Below are 20,218 nucleotides of genomic sequence, written 5' to 3'. Positions count from 1 at the left end.
TTGCCAATTGGAAATGGCAATAGGGGGATAGAGTGGGGCTATTTGTGCCTTGCCACAAAAAAAGAGCCTCCCTTCCGGGAAGCTCTTTCCTATTTTTCAGCGTGTTATTTATTTTCTCGCGGTTGAATTAGTTACCGTAGTGCTGCTCTCCTGGGCCAGCCATTGGGAGATGTTCGGGCACTGGCGGTATTCATCATCTACGTGCACATAGTACGTGGGCACTTTCTCCCGCAGCCACCTGTTGAGGGCCATTGCTTTCTTGCGCTCCAGCGCCTGGTTCATGATGCGGGAATAGTCGTCGTCCAGGTTCATGCGGTGTGGCTTGGTGCGTGTTTTCAGGTACACCAGGCGTACCGCGGTGCGGCCCTGTTCATCAGTGAAGCGTTCCGGTTGGGACACTTCGCCCGGTTTCAGGGAGTCCAGCATCATCACGATGCTGCGGTCAGACGGATCGTCCAGCTGGTCAACGGTGATGAGGGTACTGCCGTTCACTTTATTCTGGCGCATCCCGTTATCAAACTTCGCCATCTGTGCGTCGGAGTACTCAGACACGGCTTCGGAGAAGTTGTATTTACCGGCAATGATATTAGCGCGGATGGAGTCCACCTTTTTAGTGGCAGCGGCAATGTCACTGTTTGTGATGGCCGGTTTTACCAGGATGTGCTGTACACGCACGTTATCACCCTGGCGGTTCAGGCAGAGGATGATGTGGTAACCAAACTGCGATTTGAACGGGTTACTGATCTCTCCTTCCTTGAGGCGGAAAGCCTGGGCCATGAAGTCCGGGTCCCACATGTTCTTGTCGTTGCGGTTCAGCACCATCACGCCTTCATTTTCCTTTACGCTGGGGTCCTCAGAGTAGAGGGTGGCCAGGGTAGAGAAGGAGGCCTGTTTGGCTTCTACGCGGTGTTTATAGTCCAGCAATCTATCAGTAGCGTACTTCTCCATTTCGTAAGATGCCTTGGGCAGCACCACCAGGGTACCGATCTCCAGCTCAGATTCAAAGAAGGGCAGGCTGTCTTTGGGAATACCGTCAAAGAAGGTTTTCACTTCAGACGGGGTTACTTTCACGGCGTTCACGATCTTTTCACGCATGGCCTTGGCCAGCAGCCCATCGCGGATCGGCTCGCGGAAGCGCTCACGCAGCTGGTAAATGGAATAACCGGTTACCTGCTTCATTTTTTCCTGGCTGCCGTACAGGTTCTGGAAGTAGCGGATACGGTTATCGATCTCACCATCCACATCATTGTCGCTCACGGGCAGGGAGTCGCGCTCCGCCTGCAGCACCAGGATCTTCTGGGCCACGATCTGTTCCATGATATTACAACCGGCTTCTGCGGGCAGGGGTTTCTGCTGGTCCCTTTCCTGGTTCATTAGCTCCCCGTCTATCTCCGATTTCAGCACGATCTTGTCGCCAACGATGGCCACAATCTTATCTGCAACCAGTTTTTGCTGGGCCATGCCGGCATTCCAGCAAAGCAGCGCACCTACAGATAAAGTCAGCAGTTTCTTCATATAATAATTGCGTGAATTTCAAAAGTAACCATTAAAGCCACTGCTGGTATGAACCCCGCCGAGGATTTAACAAAAGTTTAGGCAACAAAAAGCCGGAAGCAACGCGGGTCAGGCCTGTGTGCACAGGTCTGCATAAGCGCTCCTTCCGGCTCAGTACGGTTATTAGAGAGTACGTTTTACTTCTACTTCTTCAAAGCCTTCCACGATATCCCCTACCTGGATGTCACTGTAGTTACGGATGCTCAAGCCGCATTCCATGTTGGATACCACTTCTTTTACATCGTCTTTGTAACGTTTCAGGGAGCCCAGTTCGCCGGTATGTACTACGATGCCATCGCGTACCACGGTGATGCGGGTGTTGCGGGAGATCTTGCCATCCAGCACAAAGCAACCTGCCACGGTAACCTTGTCGAAGCGGTAGGTTTCACGCACTTCCACATGTGCCACCACCTTGCGTTCGATCTTGGGTTCAAGCATACCTTCCATGGCGCTCTTGATCTCTTCGATCGCATCGTAAATGATGGAGTAGTTGCGGATCTCGATGTTTTCTTTCTCTGCCAGACGGGCGGCCTGTGAGGACGGGCGCACCTGGAAGCCCAGGATAACGGCGTCTGACGCAGTAGCCAGCAGAACGTCTGATTCGGTGATCTGGCCTACGGCCTTGTGCACGATGCTTACCACGATCTCTTCGGTGCTCAGTTTCTGCAGGGAGTCGCTCAGCGCTTCTACAGAACCATCAAAGTCACCCTTGATGATCAGGTTCAGTTGTTTAAAGTTACCCAGTGCCAGGCGACGGCCAATTTCGTCGAGGGTGATGTGTTTCTTGGTGCGGATCACCTGTTCGCGCTCCAGCTGGGAGCGGCGGTTGGCCACTTCCTTGGCTTCGGCTTCGTCAGCGTACACACGGAATTTTTCACCTGCCTGCGGGGCACCGTTCAGGCCCAGTACCTGTACCGGGGTAGACGGACCGGCAGTATTGCGGCGCTGCCCTTTTTCATTGGTCATGGCCTTGATCTTACCGTAGTAGGCACCGGATACGATGGTGTCGCCCTGTCTCAGGGTACCATTCTGTACCAGGATGGTGCTCACATAGCCACGGCCCTTATCAAGGGAGGCTTCGATAATGCTACCGGAAGCTTCCCGGTTGGGATTGGCTTTCAGTTCCAGCAGTTCTGCTTCGAGCAGTATTTTTTCGAGCAGCTGGTCAATGTTGAGACCTGTTTTGGCGGAGATCTCCTGGCTCTGGTATTTACCACCCCAGTCTTCCACCAGCAGGTTCATACCGGCCAGTTGTTCTTTGATCTTTTCAGGATTTGCGCCGTCTTTATCCACCTTGTTGATGGCAAAGATCATCGGCACGTTTGCCGCCTGGGCGTGGGAGATGGCCTCACGGGTCTGGGGCATGATGGCGTCATCTGCAGCGATCACGATCACGGCAATGTCCGCACCTTTGGCACCGCGGGCACGCATCGCGGTAAACGCTTCGTGACCGGGAGTATCGAGGAAGCAGATCTGGCGGCCGTCATCCACGGTTACTTCGTAGGCCCCAATGTGCTGGGTAATGCCCCCTGCCTCACCGGCGGTTACTTTGGTATTGCGGATGTAGTCGAGCAGCGAGGTTTTACCATGGTCAACGTGACCCATAATGGTAACGATCGGTGCACGGGGCTGGAGGTCTTCCGGAGCATCCTGTACATCTTCTTCGTCCATTTCCTCTGCGTCATCCATACCGATGAATTCCACTTCGAAGCCAAATTCGCCGGCTACCAGTTCAATTACTTCGGCGTCTATACGCTGGTTGATGGATACCATGATGCCCAGGCTCATACACTTGGAGATCACTTCTGCGAAGCTCACGTCCATCAGGTTGGCCAGTTCGCTCACGGAGATAAACTCGGTTACCTGCAGCTTGTTGTTCTGGTCTCCATTCGCCTGCTGGTCCGCCATTTCCTGGCGTTTTTCGCGACGGTGTTTGGATTTCTGGCTGCGGCCGCCGCGGGCACCACCGCCCAGTTTGGCCATGGTTTCCTTGATCTTATTCTGGATCTCGTTCTTATCGATCTCACGGTCCGGAGCACCTGGGGCGCCGGTGTTGCCGGTACTGCCACCACGGTTGTACGGGGTGTGGGGACGGTTGTTACCAAAGTTACGGTTACCACCCTGCTGGTTGTTACCACCACGGTAGCCACCACCTTGCTGGTTGCCGCCACGGTTACCACCGGGGCCGCCGGTGTTGGTACGGTTACCACCCTGGCCCTGCTGGTCGCGGTTAAAGGGCGGACGGCTGCCTTGCTGGCCACCCTGGCCCTGCTGATCGCGGTTGAAGGGGGGACGGTTGCCCTGCTGGCCACCACCCTGGCCCTGGTGACCGCCACGGTTGTCGCGGTTAAAGGGCGGACGGTTGCCTTGCTGGCCGCCATGACCTTGCTGGCCATGTTGTCCATGCTGGCCACCCTGGCCCTGGTTGCGGTTTTGCTGGTCGCCAAACTCGCGGGGCTGGATGGGCTCTGGCTTTTTCTCCACGATGATGCGCTTGCGTTTACGCTTGTCATCGCGGTTATTCTTATTATTATCACGACGGTCACTTTCCACGGGCAGGTTGATCTTACCGATCACTTTGGGGCCGGTGAGCCTGTCTGCCTGGATGTTCTCTACCACGGCCGGGCCTTCATTTTCTGCGGCGGCGGGTGGCGGAGTGGTCGTGTTGGTGTTGTTGCTGGCGGTTGCAGCAGGAGCTTCCTGCGGCGGGGTAGTGGTGCTGGCGGGTGCGGTTACTACTACGGTTTGACTTTCTCGAGCGGCCGGTTTTTCCTGTTTTTCAACAGTCGGATGCGCTTCGGTTGTTGCTTGCACGGGTGCCGGTTTTGTTTGTTCCGTTTGTTCTTGTTTAGGCGCTTCTGGCTTAACAATGGCAGCAGGTGCTTCCGGTGCGGCAGCAGCGGGCTTGATTGTTTCTTTCGGCGTCGTGTCTGTGGCTTTGGCTTCCTGCGGGGCGGGTGCCGGTGCAGGTGTTGATTCCTTAGCTGGAGCTGCCGGTACCGGGTTGGGGGCTTTATCGGCAGCCGGCTTTTTGGCGCGGTTGGCCGGGTTCAGCGCATCCAGGTCGATGGTAGCGATGACTTTAGGTCCGTTTATTTTCGGGCTTTCTGTTTTAACGACTTCCTGCGCCGGTGTGGCGGGCGCTTCGGGTGCCTTGGGCGGAGCCGGTTGTTCCTTGGGAGCGGCGGCTACGGGTTCGGCGGGTTTTACTTCCGGGGCCGGTTTGGTTTCCGGTGCCGGCGTAGTGTTAGCAGCAGGAGCAGGGGTGCTTGCGGGAGCTTGCGGGGCTTTTTCGGCCTCGGGCTTCACTACGGGTTCAGGCTTTACAGGTTGCTTGGGTAATTCCTGGACAGGAGCGGGTGTCTCCTTAGGGGCAGCGGGAGCGGCGGCAACAGGCTTTTTAGCCGGCACTTCTGCTTCTTCCTTCTCCTTTTTCTTCGCTGTTTCTAACACGCTTCCTTTAGGGAGAGCGATCTGGTCGCTCTTCTTTTTATTATTCTTATCCTGCTGGAACTCCGATTGCAGTGCTGCGTACATCTGCGCGTTCAGGCGGGCGTTGGGCGAAGAGAATTCACCCATATCATAGCCCTTATTGGACAGGTACTCGATGAGGGTATCCTTTCCAATATTGAACTCCTTGGCAGCAGCCAGCAATCGTGGTGTGTTGTTTGATGTTTCAGACATACTTGAAATCGTGCCCTCCCCATGCCTCGCGCGGCGGCGAAGCTTTGGCTTTTTAACAATTACTCAAAAATATTTCCCTGCTGAATAAGCCCCCCGGGAAGGAGTGGGTGCAACTTACTCTTTATCAAATTCTTCCTGTAAAATCTTTCTCACATCTTCTACGGTCTCTACTTCCAGGTCGGAACGGCGAACCAATTCCTCTGAGGTGAGCTCCAGAACGCTGCGGGCGGTATCGCAACCAATGCGTTTGAGCTCATCGATGATCCACTCTTCGATTTCGTCGGAAAACTCTTCCAGGTCAATATCAAATTCGGAATGTTCTTGTTCTTCTTCACGGAACACATCGATCTCGAATCCTGTCAATTCGCAGGCCAGCTTAATGTTCACGCCCTTTTTGCCAATGGCCAGTGATACCTGGTCCGGCATGAGGAACACAGAAGCATATTTGCGTTCCTGGTCAATATCCATGCGGCTGATGCGCGCCGGAGTGAGGGCGCGTTGAATAAGCAGTTGAATATTTGCAGTATAGTTGATGATGTCAATGTTTTCATTGCGCAGTTCACGCACAATGCCGTGAATGCGGCTACCTTTCATCCCTACGCAGGCGCCTACGGGATCTATACGGTCGTCATAGGATTCTACTGCTACCTTGGCGCGTTCGCCGGGCTCGCGTACAATCTTTTTGATCACGATCAGGCCATCAAAGATCTCGGGTACTTCTATTTCCAGCAGTTTTGCCAGGAAAAGCGGGCTGGTGCGGGAGAGGAGGATCAGGGGAGCATTATTTCTCAGCTCCACTTTTTTCACCACGGCTTTGATATTCTCGCCTTTTTTGAAGTAATCGGTGGGAATCTGCTCCGCTTTAGGCAATATTAATTCATTCCCTTCATCATCGAGCAATAAAACTTCTTTTTTCCACACCTGGTACACTTCACCGGTGATGATCTCCCCTTCTTTATCGGCATATTTCTTTACCAGGATGTTCTTTTTCAGGTCGCCAATGCGGGCGCTCAGCGTCTGCTTGGCAGCCAGGATGGCGCGGCGGCCGAAGTCCTGGATCTCCACTTCTTCGTACAGGTCCTCACCTATCTGGTAGTCCGGCTCAATTTTAATCGCTTCTGAATAGGCGATCTGGGCATTGTCGTCTTCCACCTCACCATCTGTAACGATAGTGCGGCGGCGGAGGATCTCCAGGTCACCTTTCTCAGTATTTACAATCACGTCAAAGTTCTCATCGGAGCCATATTTTTTGCGCAGCAGTGTCTTGAACACATCTTCCAGCACCTTCATCAGGGTAGGACGGTCAATGTTCTCGGCCTCCTTGAACTCGGCAAATGACTCAATAAGATTAATACTAGCCATGTTTATTTTATATTGAATTAAAACACAATGCACACTTTGGTGTGCTTGATTTCAGTAAATGGTATCGTAACTAAATGCTTTTCCTTTTTCTTGCCCACCAGCTCTTCGATATCGATCTGGTCTTCCCGTACCGCCAGCAGGCTGCCTTCCTTAACGCTACCGTCCAGGAAAGTTACTTCTACTTTGCGACCAATGTTTTTGGTGTATTGACGGTGCAGTTTTAACGGCTCATCCAGACCGGGACTGGACACCTCCAGAGAGAAATCGTCGGCCGGGAAAAGACCGGAGGTTTCCAATAATGGATACAGGGCTCGGTTGAATTTGATCAACTTATCGATAGGCACTCCCAGGTCGCCGTCTATAAAGAGCTTGATATTGTTGGTAGGCTTTATTTTGACCTCCACTAGGAAAAACTCCGGGGTTTCGGCCAGCAGTCCCTCCGCCAGTGAGCGGATGCTTTCTATCATCTGTTCGTTTGCCATGTTGCAAAAGCAGAAGGGGACAATAACTCGTCCCCTTCGATTGATTCATTATTACTACGCAAAATTAAGATTTTATTTCAATCCAAAAAGTATTTCTTATAACTTGTAAGAAGAAATTTCCGCGCGGATCAGCCCTTTAAAGTCATAATATAATTATATATAATATATTTACCACAACCGCCCGCATGCAACCCGCCACCATACAGCGTTTGCGACAAATAAACCCGGAACTGATCATCTGGCCACTGGCCCTTATCCTGCTGGCGGTGATGCCACCCGCACATCCCTATCCCAGCATATGCCCCCTGCGCTGGCTCGGAATATCCTGGTGCCCCGGCTGCGGCCTGGGAAGATCCGTGAGTTATCTGCTGCATGGCGATTTCCGGGCGTCCTGGGCCAGCCATAAACTAGGCGGGCCGGCATTCCTGATCTTACTGCACCGCACTTTCTCCCTTGCCCTTAAAACCATCAAACCAAGTATATGACCAATCCCCTCTTTTTAAGCCTTCCCAATATTGAGGCAGAAGAATTGCTGTGGCTGGAGCAACTGACCGCCAACGCAGCCCCCAACATGGTACAGCAATTTGCCGCCCTTTACTCCAGCCGCCGCCAGGACCCGCAACTGATCCTGATCCTGGCCTGCCTGGGTTTTGTAGGGGTAAGCGGCATACACCGCTTTGTGCTCAAACAGGTGGGCATGGGCATCCTCTATTTCTTCACCGGGGGCCTGTGCCTCATTGGCACCATCGTGGACCTGGTAAATTACCGCAAGCTGGCTTGGGAGTTCAACAAGAAAGAAGCGATCGAAGTGGCCACCCTGGTAGGCATCCGCTAGGCGCTGCGAGGGTCAAAGATTTGTTAAAAAAGCGGCTGGCCTCCCTGGATGCCAGCCGTTTAGCCTTTACGTTCCGGCAATCTTCAATACCTTTGGGACATGTTAGAAGGTTTATTCAAGGATCTGTTCATCGTTTTCATAGGATATCTGCTTTACAAGTTTGTATTCAACTTCGTGGTGCCCCTGTTCCGGACCACCCGCCAGGTGCGCCGCCAGATGCAGGACTTCCAGCAGGCCATGCAGGAACAGGCACGCCAGCAACAACAAGCGCAGCAGCAGATGTATAACAACATGCAACAGCAGCAAGCCAATGCCGGGCAGCCCAAACGCCCCATTGAAGGAGATTACATTGATTTTGAAGAAGTAAAGTAAGGAGACCCGCTCACGATTGCGGCCTGAAAACTTCCAGGATCGTCTTTGGCCCCGGCAAATGCAGGGTGCGTATACCCACCGCCTCCGCCCCGGTGATATTGGGCAGGGAATCATCAATGAACAAGGTTTCTTCCGGCCGCAGGCCATGTGCATCCAGCACCAGCTGGTAGGCTTCCGCAAAAGGTTTGCGCAGGCCTATCTCATGGGAAAAATAGGCTTTGTCGAAAAACAAGCCCAGTGAAGGCAGGCCGCGGGTTTCCTGTAGTTTTTGCGTGAAAGCCTCGTGGTGCAGGGCATTGGTATTACTGAGCAGGTAGAGGTTATAGTGGTTGCGCAATTGCTGCAACAGCTGCAGGCGGGCCAGGGGAAAGTCCAGCAGAAGCGCGTTCCAGGCGGATTTTAACTGCTCCCGGGTCACGTTTTCCGGTGCCTGCGCCTGGAGGGCATCCAGGAACTGGTCTGGCGTAACCTTCCCGGTTTCAAACTGGTCGAACAGGTCGGCCATCTGGAACTGGGAATACAGGTTTTGGAAGTTGGTGAACCCCAGGTCGTGAAAAGCCTGGATGGTACGCTGGTAGTCGATGTTGAGGATGATGCCACCGAGATCGAAGATGATGTTTTTGATGCCTTGCATGAGGCTATTTTACAGAAAAACCCGTGAAGTTGTGGAGAATTGGGAAAAATAATTATTTTTGCGCTCCCCGGTAAAACGGGACTGGTCCTATAGCTCAGTTGGTTAGAGCATCTGACTCATAATCAGAGGGTCCCTGGTTCAAGCCCAGGTGGGACCACATTATAAAAAGCGCCGGTTCTAGCCGGCGCTTTTTATATTTTCAGCAATCGCGCATTTCCCGTCACCGCCCATTTTTCCCGCTCCCTGATAAGATTGTCTATCCTTTTGCAGCTTTAGTCCATTTAACAACCTCCGCGATCTCCGTAAGTTTAGAGCACCATTTCCTCCATCAACCAAATTCTCGTACACATGCTGAAGTTACCCGCCCTCCTGTTAGCAATTTTGTGCCTGCCCACAACCTTCAACAAGCTGTCAGCACAGGATCTACCCGGAGACCGCATTAACCTGGCGGGAGACTGGAACTTCCAGGTAGATTCCCTGGATAAAGGCATAACGGAGGCCTGGTTCAACAAACCCCTGTCCGGCCATATTAAACTGCCCGGTTCCATGACCACCAATAACCTGGGCAATAACATAGACGTACACACACCATGGACCGCCACCCTTTCAGATTCCAGCTGGTACACGCAGCCCCGGTATGCAAAGTATAGAGTGCCTTCCAACCTGAAGATCCCTTTCTGGCTGCAACCAGTTAAATACTACAAAGGGCCTGCATGGTACCAAAAAGAAATAAACGTCCCACCATCCTGGCATGGAAGCGATCTTGAATTATTCATCGAGCGAAGCCATTGGGAAACCGCTGTCTGGATCGATTCACACTTTGCAGGCAAGGCAAACAGCCTTGGTACGCCGGATGTGTTCCACCTGGGCAACACCATCTCCCCGGGACGCCATCTTCTCACTGTGAGGGTAGACAACCGGGTGACTGACATCAATGTAGGCCCTAACTCACACAGCATCTCTGACCACACCCAAGGTAACTGGAATGGCATGACCGGCCAGCTCCTTTTAACACGCAAACACGCTGCATATCTTGACGACGTACAGGTATTCCCGGACATCTACAAACGCCAGGTTGCCCTCCATGCTGCGTTGAAGAAAAGCAGCCTTCATGGGAGCAAGCTGCGGCTCACGATGGAACTGTACGATAATGAAGGTCGTAAACGGCCGCTTCCCGCAACGTCCATACCCGTGGCAGATACAGCCAACGATCTTTCCATTGCACTTCCCATCGGGGAGCACATGAAACTATGGGATGAATTTCACCCCGCCCTGTATCAATTGAAACTAACGCTGCTGGAAAACGGGCAGGTGCTGGACAAAAAAGAACTGAAGTTCGGCATGCGGAAGTTTGCCAGCAAAGGCACGCAATTCACGATCAATGACCGCCTCACATTTTTACGCGGTACGTTGGATTGTGCTGCGTATCCATTAACCGGTTATCCACCCGTTGACGTAAAATCCTGGCGGGATGTTTTTAAACAATGCAAATCTTATGGCCTTAATCATATCCGGTTTCACTCCTGGTGCCCTCCCGAAGCGGCGTTTGAAGCAGCAGACCAGTTAGGGCTTTACCTGCAGATTGAATGCAGCAGCTGGGCAAACCAGGGCGCTGTTATTGGCGACGGGACACCCCTCGATTCCTTCATTTATGCGGAAAGCAGGCGGATCGTGCAGGCCTTTGGCAATCACCCGTCATTTTGTATGATGGCCTATGGCAACGAGCCGGCTGGCAAAAACCATGTAGACTATCTCCGCAAATTCGTCATGTATTGGCAGCACCAGGATCCGCGCAGGTTATACACCACGGGCTCCGGATGGCCGGTAATTAAAGAAAGCGATTATAACAGCACCCCGGATCCCCGGATACAACGCTGGGGGGAGGGCTTAAAAAGTATCATCAACAGCCACGAACCAAGTACCGATTATGACTGGGAAGCCATTATCCGCAATAATCCCCAACCCACGATAGGCCACGAGATCGGCCAATGGTGCGTTTACCCCGATTTCAGCGAGATCGCAAAATATACCGGGGTATTAAAGGCACACAATTTTGAAATTTTCAGGGATGTCCTGGCGGAACATGGAATGGGACCACTGGCCCGCGACTTCCTGCATGCATCGGGTAAATTACAGGTGCTTTGTTATAAGGCTGATATCGAAGCTGCGCTGAGAACAAAAGGATTTGCAGGATTCCAGTTACTGGGCTTAAATGATTTTCCGGGCCAGGGCACGGCGCTGGTAGGCGTAGTGAACACCTTCTGGCAGGATAAAGGCTACATCACCGGCAATGAATACGCCCGGTTCTGCGGGCCCATGGTGCCACTGCTCCGGCTGCCTAAAATGATCTACAGGAATGACGAAACCATCCACGGAACGGTGGAAATGGCGCAATACGGACCAGGAAAATTAACCGGCATAACCCCCTCCTGGAAAATACGCAATAAAGATGGCCAGGTGTTGTTTTCCGGCAACCTGGAAACGCAGGACATTCCCAATGGCCAGATAGCCCTCGGCGCTTTCTCCCAGCCACTGGCCACCATCACGGAGCCTGCCCGGCTCACCGTACAGGTAAATGTAGCCGGTCATGAAAATGAGTGGGACATCTTCGTTTATCCGTCTCGGTTACCACAGGTGAATAATGATGTGATCGTAACTTCAAAGATGGATCAAAGCATCCTTGACCAGCTGCAGGCCGGCAAAAAAGTTTTGTTGTCAATAAAGAAGGGGACGCTGAAACCGGAATTCGGCGGCGGTATTGCCATCGGCTTCTCCAGCATTTTCTGGAACACGGCCTGGACCAATCAACAGCCGCCGGTATCGCTGGGCATACTTTGTGATCCGTCCCATCCCGCATTAAAATACTTCCCCACCCAAAATCATAGCAACTGGCAATGGTTTGATGGCATGACGCATTCCAATGCCATCGAATTAGATAAGCTAAACCCGGGCCTGGTACCAATAGTAAGGGTGATTGACGACTGGGTAACCGCCAGACCCCTGGGACTGGTCTTTGAATGCAAGGTGGGTAAAGGACGCCTGCTGGTTTCCGGTATTGATCTAACCGGTAATCTCGATAACAGGCCCGCGGCCGTGCAATTAAAATACAGCCTGCTGCAATATATGTCCGGAAACAATTTCAAGCCCTCAACAGCAGTTCCCGCAGAAAAACTAACGGCGCTGTGCAACTGGTGAACAACGTAAGGCGTCGGTTGGCTGCAGGGTGCTATCTTTGCTGATACATCCCTTTCTCACTGCTCCTGTATTGCGCCCGGAAAAAATCTGTACTTTTATTAATTGTCCATTAGACAAATAAAATAATAATCTCTATATTTATAGCCGTCACCATTCCCATCCGTCCATAATGGGAATAAGCAACTTCCGGGATGACCAACCCGGCTGTCATAAACGAAACAGTAACACATAGCGATCCATTAGAATTATCCACGTTTTTTAAAGTGCTTGACACCGCTGTATTCCGGAGGTGTTTCATTCCACGATGCACTGAAATTCATAACACCCGTGTTCCCGAGCTACCAGGTTGATGGCTTGCGGTATCTCTTTTTCTTAAAAAAAACGGCATTAACACACAGGGCTATTTAGCGCAACGCTGTTAAACTCACCCGGTTTAAACGGCATTCCACGTAACCAATATTGCAAACAAATAAATTCCACTTTATGCAAACGTTTCCCATTGGATTTTTAAGAAATCTATCGCTGTTGTCTTTTTTCCTGGCCTGCCTGCTGGGTCATAGTGCATTTGCACAACAGGCAAGTACTATTTCGGGCGTTGTTACATCGCAGGATGATGGCACCGCTATCCCGGGGGCTACTGTTATTATCAAAAATACTTCACAGGGTACCATTACGGATGCGAATGGAAAATATACCATCCATGCCGCCAAGGGAGCCACGTTGGTCTTCAAAGCAGTGGGGTATGTAACCAAAGAAATTCCGGTTAACGCGCCAGTGATGAACGTGGTAATAGCCACTACCGCCAGTAACCTGAACGAAATAGTGGTGATCGGGTATGGCACGGTTAAAAAGAAAGATCTAACCGGTGCCATTGCCAACATCAAAGGTGCTGACATTGCAGCCCAGGGGCAAAGTGATCTTACAAAAACACTGCAGGGGAAGCTGCCCGGCGTTACCATTGAATCTGCCGGTGGCAATCCCGGTGCAGGCACCAGGATCCTGATCAGGGGCGTTGGTACCCTTGGCAACGCAGCGCCGCTGTACCTGGTGGATGGCGTACCGGTGGCCAACATTAATAACCTGAGCCAGGCAGATATTCAATCCATAGATGTGCTGAAAGATGCTTCTGCTGCGGCTATCTACGGTTCCCGTGCGGCAAATGGCGTGGTGCTGGTAACTACAAAATCCGGCAGGAACGGAAAGGTAGCCATCGCGTTTAACGCCAATTATGGCGTGCAGCACATTGCGCACGAGGTGTCTGTTTTAAACGCACAGCAATGGGCCACCGTAAGCAATGCAGCGCATGACGCAGCAGGGCTGCCCAGGCTGGATATTGCCGCTAACCCGGCCCAGTTAGGCAAGGGTACAGACTGGCAGGATGCCATTTACAAAACCGCGCCCATCCAGCAATATGATATGACTGTGAGTGGTGGCAATGCCAATAGCAACTACAGCTTTTCCGGCGGTTATACAAACCAGCAGGGCATTGTAGACGTTACCGGCTACAAGCGCTACAACCTCCGCGTAAAATCTGAAACGAAAAAAGGGCCTTTGAAGATCGGTGAAACGGTACTCCTGACGCAGGAAAAAACGATCAACATGCCCGGTGGCTGGGGTGGCCAGGGCGGCGACCCGGTGGGATCTGCGGCTAAGATGATCCCCGTTTTCCAGATCTATGATTCCACCGCTATTGGCGGCTTTGCCGGTGCCTACGGCCCGGTAGTGAATGTGGCCAACCCCGTAGCACAGTTATACCTGGAAAGCATTGACCGGGTGGCCAGTAACGTGCTGGCCAATGCCTATGCAGAACTGTCCATCACACCCGATCTTACTTACAAACTGAACTTTGGTTACACCAGCACATTTGGAACCGGTACGGATTATACGCGGAGATATAATGTGGGCACATTATTTACGCATCCCACAAACGACCTGGGCGTCAGCAAAGACCAGACAGACCTGCTGCTAGTGGAAAATACACTGAACTATAGCAAAACCGTTGGAAAACACAGCATCCAGGCGCTGGCTGGTTACACTTACCAGAAAAACAATTACACCTATTTGTATTCCGCGCGTACAGATCTGCCGGACGGTATTAAAAACATTGACGCAGGCGCAGGCATCTCCACCACCGGTGGCAATAGCACCCAAAGCAGGCTGGCTTCTTTACTGGGCCGCGTGATCTATGCATACGATAACCGGTATTTACTGACGGCAAGTATCCGCCGCGATGGCTCTTCCAGGTTTGGCAGTGCAAACCGGTATGGTGATTTCCCTTCCATTGCATTGGGCTGGAATATTTCCAACGAAAAGTTTTACCAGGCACTATCCAACCCCGTGGTCTCGACCTTAAAGCTCCGGGCAAGCTACGGTGTGCTGGGCAACCAGGAGATCGGGGACTACCAGTACAGCGCTGCCATTGCGTCTAATATCAACTATGTTACCGGTGCTGCGCAACAAAAATGGTTTGGTTCTATTCAAACTGCCTTTGCAGATCCGAACATCAAATGGGAGAGCACCAAAACCAGCAATATCGGTTTTGATGCAGGCTTCCTGAAAGACAAGCTGAATGTTACGGCCGACTACTTTGTGAAAACCACGGACGATGTATTATTGAATGTGCCCATCCCCGGCTCCGCGGGCTCCGTGTCTAATCCTGTTGTAAATGCCGGGAAGCTCAGGAACAGCGGCTTTGAAGTGGGCGCCAGCTATGCAGATCATGCAGGTAAATTCAACTACAATGTTTACGGAACCTTTAGCCTGGTCAGAAATAAAGTGCTGGAACTGGGTACCGGCTCCCAGCAGATCTTCGGCGGGCAACCTACACACCACGGCGCTTCCAGCACGCTGACGGAAGCCGGTGGCCCCATTACCGGCTTTTACCTGATCAAGGCGCTCGGCATTTTCCAGTCGCAGGAGGAAGTAAATGCGTATAACAAATCCGGCCAGTTGATCCAACCCAATGCTGCTCCCGGTGATATAAAATTCTACGATAAAAATGGCGATGGCCAGATCAATGACCAGGACAAAGTGTATATGGGCAGCCCTTTCCCTTCATTTGAATATGGCCTGGGCTTCAATTTGTCTTACGCACATTTTGATCTCAATGCTTATTTCCAGGGCACGCATGGCAATAAGATCTACAACGGTTTGCGCCAGGACCTGGAAAGTATGAGCCTGGAGTTTAACTATGCAGCATCCACCATGCATGCCTGGACGCCGCAAAACCACGGTACCACGGTGCCCCGTGCGGTGATCAATGACCCCAATTTCAATGACCGGACGTCCTCCAGGTTCCTGGAAAACGGATCTTACCTGAGAATGAGAACCCTGCAGATAGGGTACACTTTCACAGACCTGGTAAAGAAACGCTGGAACGACGGCTCCTTAAGAGCCTATGTAAGCGCAGACAACCTGTTTACAATTACCAAGTACACCGGGTTCAATCCCGACCTGGGTAGAACAGGAAGCATTTTTGACCGGGGGGTTGACTTTGGCCACGTGGCCTACCCGCTTGCAAGAACCATTTCTGTAGGTGTTCAAATCGGATTGTAAATCAAAAATTTTTAACGTTATGAAAAAGAGCTTTTATATACTGAGTTGTATTGCCAGCCTGCAGCTGGCAATGGTGAGCTGTAAGAAGGAGGCACTGCAATTATCCAATCCTAACCAGATCACCACGGAGACTTACTGGAAGTCCGAAAGTGATGTGTTAAGTTCACTGGCAGCCACCTATTCCCTGCTGCGGGATGTAAACGGTGGTTTCTGGGGCGTGAGAGGGATTGAACTGGCCAACGGCCGCGGCGATGATTTCTTTATCCGCAACGACGTGGCCGACCTGTACCGTTTGTCAACCTTTACCAATACCCCCGACAGTGGCCCTTTGAACGACCTGTGGAATGACTGCTACCGCGCTGTTTTCCGTTCCAACCAGATCCTGGAGAACATAGACAAAGTACCCGGCCTGAGTGATGATGCAAAACATGCCTATATCGCGGAAGCCAAATTTTTACGGGGCCTGAATTATTTCATCCTGGTGATCAATTTCGGAGATGCTCCCATCATCTTAAAAACACCGCAAAGCAAGGACGACTATTTTGTAGCCAAATCGCCAGAGGCGGATGTCTGGAAACAGGTGAAACAGGATTTTACGGATGCCGCCACAGGCCTGCCGGTTAGCTATACTGCACAATGGGTGGGCCGTGCCACGAAAGGCGCAGCCCTCGGCTTCCTGGGCAAATCACAGTTGTACACGAAAGACTGGGCAGCCGCAGAAACAACACTGAAACAGTTGACCACGGCTCCTTTCACGTATCAACTGATGACCAATTATGGCGACAATTTCGTGGCTACCAAGGAAAACAACCAGGAGTCTGTTTTCGAGATCCAGCTGGGCGACGTGGGCGGCACCAACCCCTGGTCCGGCGAGAACGCAGGCCAGGCCCTGGGTGTAACGACCGCGCAGGAGTTTGCACCGTCTGAAGTGGCCGGCTGGTTTGAAGTGAGCTTTACAGATAAACTGTTCAATGAGTTTAAAAAAGAAAAAACAACGGCCAATGATTTTGACCCGAGAATGTATGCCACTATGGTGTGGAACTATCCCGGCGCCACCTTCTACAATAAACCGTTCAGTAGTTTCACATTGAGTTTTGGTTTCAGTAGCCTCATCAAAAAATACCAGAACTATAACCAGGACGGCGAAATTACCGGCGCCAGTGGCGCTTCTGACTATACCTCCAGCAACAATGAACGGGCGCTGCGCTATGCGGATGTATTGCTGATGATTGCCGAAGCGGAAACCATGCAGGGCAATACCGCTGCGGCCTATCCGTATGTGCAGCAGATCAGGGCCCGCGCGCAACTGGCTGCATTGCCGGGCGGGTACTCCCAGGACCAGTTGATGGCCGAGATCCGCCACCAGCGGATGCTGGAATTTGCCAGGGAAAACCAGCGCTTCTATGATCTGAAACGCTGGGGACTGCTAACCCAGGAAATAGGGAACAGCGACAAAGTGGGAAAACAGTATTTCCAATCCCCGAAGTATGATTATTTCCCGGTTCCACAGCCGGAGATCAATGCCAACACAAAGATGGAGCAGAATGTAAACTGGTAGCCGGAACAGTGAGCTACATATCGATCCTTTCCCTCACAAAGGCCGCCTTGCAGCGGCCTTTGTTATTTACCGGCGATTTTTTTCGCTTGTTTCCAATCTTCGCTTTTAAGGTCGCGGGCTAACTATTATCTTCAGGACGAATTAACACTTTTATTCCCCACACGTAACCAACCATTAAATCAAACATGAAACGCTACCCCTCGCTCGCCCTCTCAATTCTTGCGCTGATGTACGCGGCCAGCTCCTTTGCACAGGATGCCCGGTTACCAACGCCCTGGACCGACGATGCCATGCATGCGGACGTACCGCTCTCCGAATATCCCCGCCCGCAACTCCAGCGCGCCGACTGGCTGTGTCTCAATGGCCAGTGGGACTACAAAGGCGGTAAGGCCGCGCCAGCCGCACTCAATCCGTCAAAGCCTGCATCCTTTGAAGGCGCGGAAAAGATCCGGGTGCCTTATTGCCCGGAATCATACCTGTCTGGCATACAGCGCCCGCAGGAGATCAATATGTGGTACCGCCGCACTTTTGAGATCCCCGCCGCATGGGGGCATAAGAACGTGCTGCTCCACTTTGACGCGGTGGACCATGACGCCACCATTTTTATAAATGGCAAAAAAGCCGGTACGCATGCCGGTGGCTATGATGCCTTCAACATCAATATCACGCCTTTTTTACAGGATGGCACCAACACCATCGTGGTAGCGGCACACGACCCCAACGACGGCCGCACCCCGTCCGGCAAGAACGGCCCCCGCGGCGACTATGCCTTTACCTCCGGCATCTGGCAAACCGTGTGGCTGGAGCCGGTGAATCCCACCTACATCAGCAACATAAAATTGCTGCCCGATGTAGACGGCAAACGCCTCCAGGTGATCGTCAACAGCCCTGGCAAGGCTAAGGTGACTGCCATAGCCCTTAATGGCAAAGAAGTGGTTTCCCGGGCAAATGCCGCCACCGGTGAGGCATTCTACCTGCCCATTGAAAACCCGGTGTTATGGTCGCCCGGTGAGCCTTTCCTCTACGACCTCAAACTCACCCTGCACAACCCGGACGGCAGTGTGGCCGATGAAGTGACCAGCTACTTCGGCATGCGGGATATTAAGCTGGGCAAAGTAAACGGCGTGGTACGCCCCCTGCTCAACGGTAAATTCGTAATGCAACTGGGCCTCCTGGACCAGGGCTACTGGCCGGACGGTGTGCTCACCGCCCCCACGGAAGCCGCGCTTAAATATGATATCCAGTACACCAAGAACGCCGGTTTTAACCTGATCCGGAAGCACATGAAAACGGAGCCGCAACGTTTCTACTACTGGGCAGATAAACTGGGCCTGCTGGTATGGCAGGATATGCCTGCAATCTGGTACCAAAATGAAGACACGCTGAAATGCCGTACCACCTTCCGCCAGGAATTAAAGGCACTCATTGACGAACACTACAATTCCCCCTCCATCATTACCTGGGTACCTTTCAACGAGAACTGGGGCGCCTTTGACGTAAAGAACATCACCAACTGGGTGAAAGCCTATGACCCATCCCGGCTGGTGAATGGCAATTCGGGATTTAACAACAATCCTTCCTACCAGAAAGCCTATGGCGATCCTGGTAACGGCGATTACGTGGACACCCACATTTACGTGGGTCCAAACGGCGCATCGGAGCCCGATGGAAAGCGCGCAGCCTCCCTGGGCGAGTTTGGCGGCGTAGGCTTGTTTGTACGCGGCCATATGTGGCCGGTGGAGAACAATGCGTATGATTTTCAGCCTACAAAAGCAGCGCTCACAGACCGGTATACTTATTTGCTGGATTGTGTGGAACAGTTGATGCGTTACCGCGGATTGAGCGTAGCCATCTACACGCAGACCACGGATGTGGAGCACGAAGTGAACGGGGTATTGACGTATGACAGGAAAGTAGAGAAGATGGAGGCCAGCAAGGTAAAAGAAGTGAACGAGGCGGTGCTAAAAGCAGGAGATGAGCTGAACAAGGTGACGCAATAATTTACCGTAATTTAAAGACGAAGGCGGCCATTGTAATTGATGGCCGCCTTTTGCTTTATACGCAATCCTGCCCTTTTTTCGCCTTCATTATTTGATTTTCGCAAATATCCGATTGATCCTCGCAAACGGGCAGCTATCACGCTGTCCTAACTTTGCAGAAAACAATCTGCAATGGAAAACACCAGCAAAATAGCCCTTGTGACCGGCGGTAGCCGCGGCCTGGGCAAAGACATGGCCCTGCGCCTGGCTCAAAAAGGCATTGACGTGATCATCACCTACAACAGCCGCGCGGAAGATGCGCAAAACGTAGTGGCCCAAATAGAGGAGGGCGGCCGTAAAGCTGCTGCCCTGCAACTCAATACCGGCACCATTTCCAGCTTCCCGGCCTTCGCGGAACAACTTACCGCTGCGCTGAAAACGCACTTCAACAAAACCCACATTGATTTCCTGGTGAACAACGCGGGCCAGGGTGGCTACAGCCCCATCGCCGATGCTACCGAAGCCTTCTTTGATGACCTGCTCAACGTGCACTTCAAAGGCGTATACTTCCTCACCCAAAAGCTGTTGCCGCTTATGAATGATGGCGGCGGTATTGTGAACATCTCTTCCGGCCTTACCCGCGTAGCGGTACCCGGTTCATCTGCCTACGCATCCCTGAAAAGCGCCGTGGAAACCTTCACCCGCTACCTGGCCAAAGAGCTGGGCTCCCGTGGCATCCGTGCAAACGTAGTAGCCCCCGGCGCCATCATGACGGACTTTGGCAACGGCCACCTGCGCAGCAATGAAGACCTGCAGAAAATGGTCAGCAGCGTTACCGCCCTGGGGCGCCCTGGCGTGGCCGAAGATATAGGCGGCGTTGTAGCCTTCCTCTGCACGGAAGATGCCCGGTGGGTGAATGGGCAACGCATTGAAGCGGCCGGCGGCATGATGTTGTAACAGTCCGCGTCCCAACACCAGCATGTTCTTTTTCGGTATATTTGAATTATA

General features: G+C 52.3%; 13 protein-coding genes and 1 tRNA gene. 9 read left to right on the top strand and 5 right to left on the bottom strand.

Translation table 11 applies throughout. From position 1 onward, the window contains the following. Positions 1–108: 108 nt before the first annotated feature. From DCC81_RS02975 to DCC81_RS02960, 4 genes are all read right to left on the bottom strand, one after another. The gene (locus tag DCC81_RS02975; protein WP_108685102.1) at positions 109–1,515 is read right to left on the bottom strand and encodes a peptidylprolyl isomerase; all 1,407 of its coding nucleotides are present in this window, start codon (positions 1,513–1,515) and stop codon (positions 109–111) included. A 162-nt stretch (positions 1,516–1,677) separates the two neighbouring features. Further along, positions 1,678–5,238 (bottom strand): translation initiation factor IF-2, encoded by a 3,561-nt coding sequence (infB, locus tag DCC81_RS02970; RefSeq protein ID WP_108685101.1) that lies wholly within the window; start codon positions 5,236–5,238, stop codon positions 1,678–1,680. 114 nt (positions 5,239–5,352) lie between these two features. Further along, entirely contained in the window at positions 5,353–6,600 is a 1,248-nt protein-coding gene (gene nusA, locus DCC81_RS02965) for a transcription termination factor NusA (protein ID WP_108685100.1), read from the bottom strand. A gap of 17 nt (positions 6,601–6,617) precedes the next feature. Continuing rightward, positions 6,618–7,082, bottom strand: a complete 465-nt coding sequence (locus DCC81_RS02960) for an LSm family protein (RefSeq protein WP_108685099.1) — start codon at positions 7,080–7,082, stop codon at positions 6,618–6,620. 185 nt (positions 7,083–7,267) lie between these two features. Here DCC81_RS02960 and DCC81_RS02955 point away from each other — a divergent pair, with 185 nt between their 5' ends. The 3 genes from DCC81_RS02955 (at position 7,268) to DCC81_RS02945 (ending at position 8,289) form a co-directional block, all read left to right on the top strand. Further along, the gene (locus tag DCC81_RS02955) at positions 7,268–7,567 is read left to right on the top strand and encodes a DUF2752 domain-containing protein (RefSeq protein ID WP_108685098.1); all 300 of its coding nucleotides are present in this window, start codon (positions 7,268–7,270) and stop codon (positions 7,565–7,567) included. Next, the gene (locus tag DCC81_RS02950; protein WP_108685097.1) at positions 7,564–7,917 is read left to right on the top strand and encodes a TM2 domain-containing protein; all 354 of its coding nucleotides are present in this window, start codon (positions 7,564–7,566) and stop codon (positions 7,915–7,917) included. Before DCC81_RS02955 ends, DCC81_RS02950 begins: the two co-directional genes overlap by 4 nt. Before the next feature lie 99 nt (positions 7,918–8,016). After that, positions 8,017–8,289, top strand: coding sequence for a DUF4834 family protein (locus DCC81_RS02945; protein WP_108685096.1), 273 nt, complete (start codon positions 8,017–8,019; stop codon positions 8,287–8,289). A 10-nt stretch (positions 8,290–8,299) separates the two neighbouring features. Here the strand turns inward: DCC81_RS02945 and DCC81_RS02940 are convergent, their stop codons facing one another. Then, positions 8,300–8,923, bottom strand: a complete 624-nt coding sequence (locus DCC81_RS02940) for an HAD family hydrolase (RefSeq protein ID WP_108685095.1) — start codon at positions 8,921–8,923, stop codon at positions 8,300–8,302. Positions 8,924–9,006: 83 nt separating this feature from the next. Here DCC81_RS02940 and DCC81_RS02935 point away from each other — a divergent pair. The 6 genes from DCC81_RS02935 to DCC81_RS02910 all read left to right on the top strand — a co-directional run bounded on the left by DCC81_RS02935 (position 9,007) and on the right by DCC81_RS02910 (position 20,167). Next, positions 9,007–9,080 (top strand) — tRNA-Ile (locus tag DCC81_RS02935). A 191-nt stretch (positions 9,081–9,271) separates the two neighbouring features. After that, positions 9,272–12,118, top strand: a complete 2,847-nt coding sequence (locus tag DCC81_RS02930; RefSeq protein WP_108685094.1) for a sugar-binding domain-containing protein — start codon at positions 9,272–9,274, stop codon at positions 12,116–12,118. Between the two features lie 483 nt (positions 12,119–12,601). Then, positions 12,602–15,673 (top strand): SusC/RagA family TonB-linked outer membrane protein, encoded by a 3,072-nt coding sequence (locus DCC81_RS02925; protein ID WP_108685093.1) that lies wholly within the window; start codon positions 12,602–12,604, stop codon positions 15,671–15,673. Between the two features lie 19 nt (positions 15,674–15,692). Then, complete coding sequence (locus DCC81_RS02920) at positions 15,693–17,231, top strand: RagB/SusD family nutrient uptake outer membrane protein (protein ID WP_108685092.1); 1,539 nt, start codon at positions 15,693–15,695, stop codon at positions 17,229–17,231. 185 nt (positions 17,232–17,416) lie between these two features. After that, the gene (locus DCC81_RS02915) at positions 17,417–19,231 is read left to right on the top strand and encodes a glycoside hydrolase family 2 protein (protein WP_108685091.1); all 1,815 of its coding nucleotides are present in this window, start codon (positions 17,417–17,419) and stop codon (positions 19,229–19,231) included. Between the two features lie 171 nt (positions 19,232–19,402). Beyond that, positions 19,403–20,167, top strand: coding sequence for an SDR family NAD(P)-dependent oxidoreductase (locus DCC81_RS02910; RefSeq protein ID WP_108685090.1), 765 nt, complete (start codon positions 19,403–19,405; stop codon positions 20,165–20,167). The last annotated feature ends 51 nt before the right edge of the window (positions 20,168–20,218 follow it).

This window comes from Chitinophaga parva, from assembly GCF_003071345.1.
Lineage (GTDB): Bacteria > Bacteroidota > Bacteroidia > Chitinophagales > Chitinophagaceae > Chitinophaga > Chitinophaga parva.
This window is presented reverse-complemented; position numbering and strand designations above follow the sequence as displayed.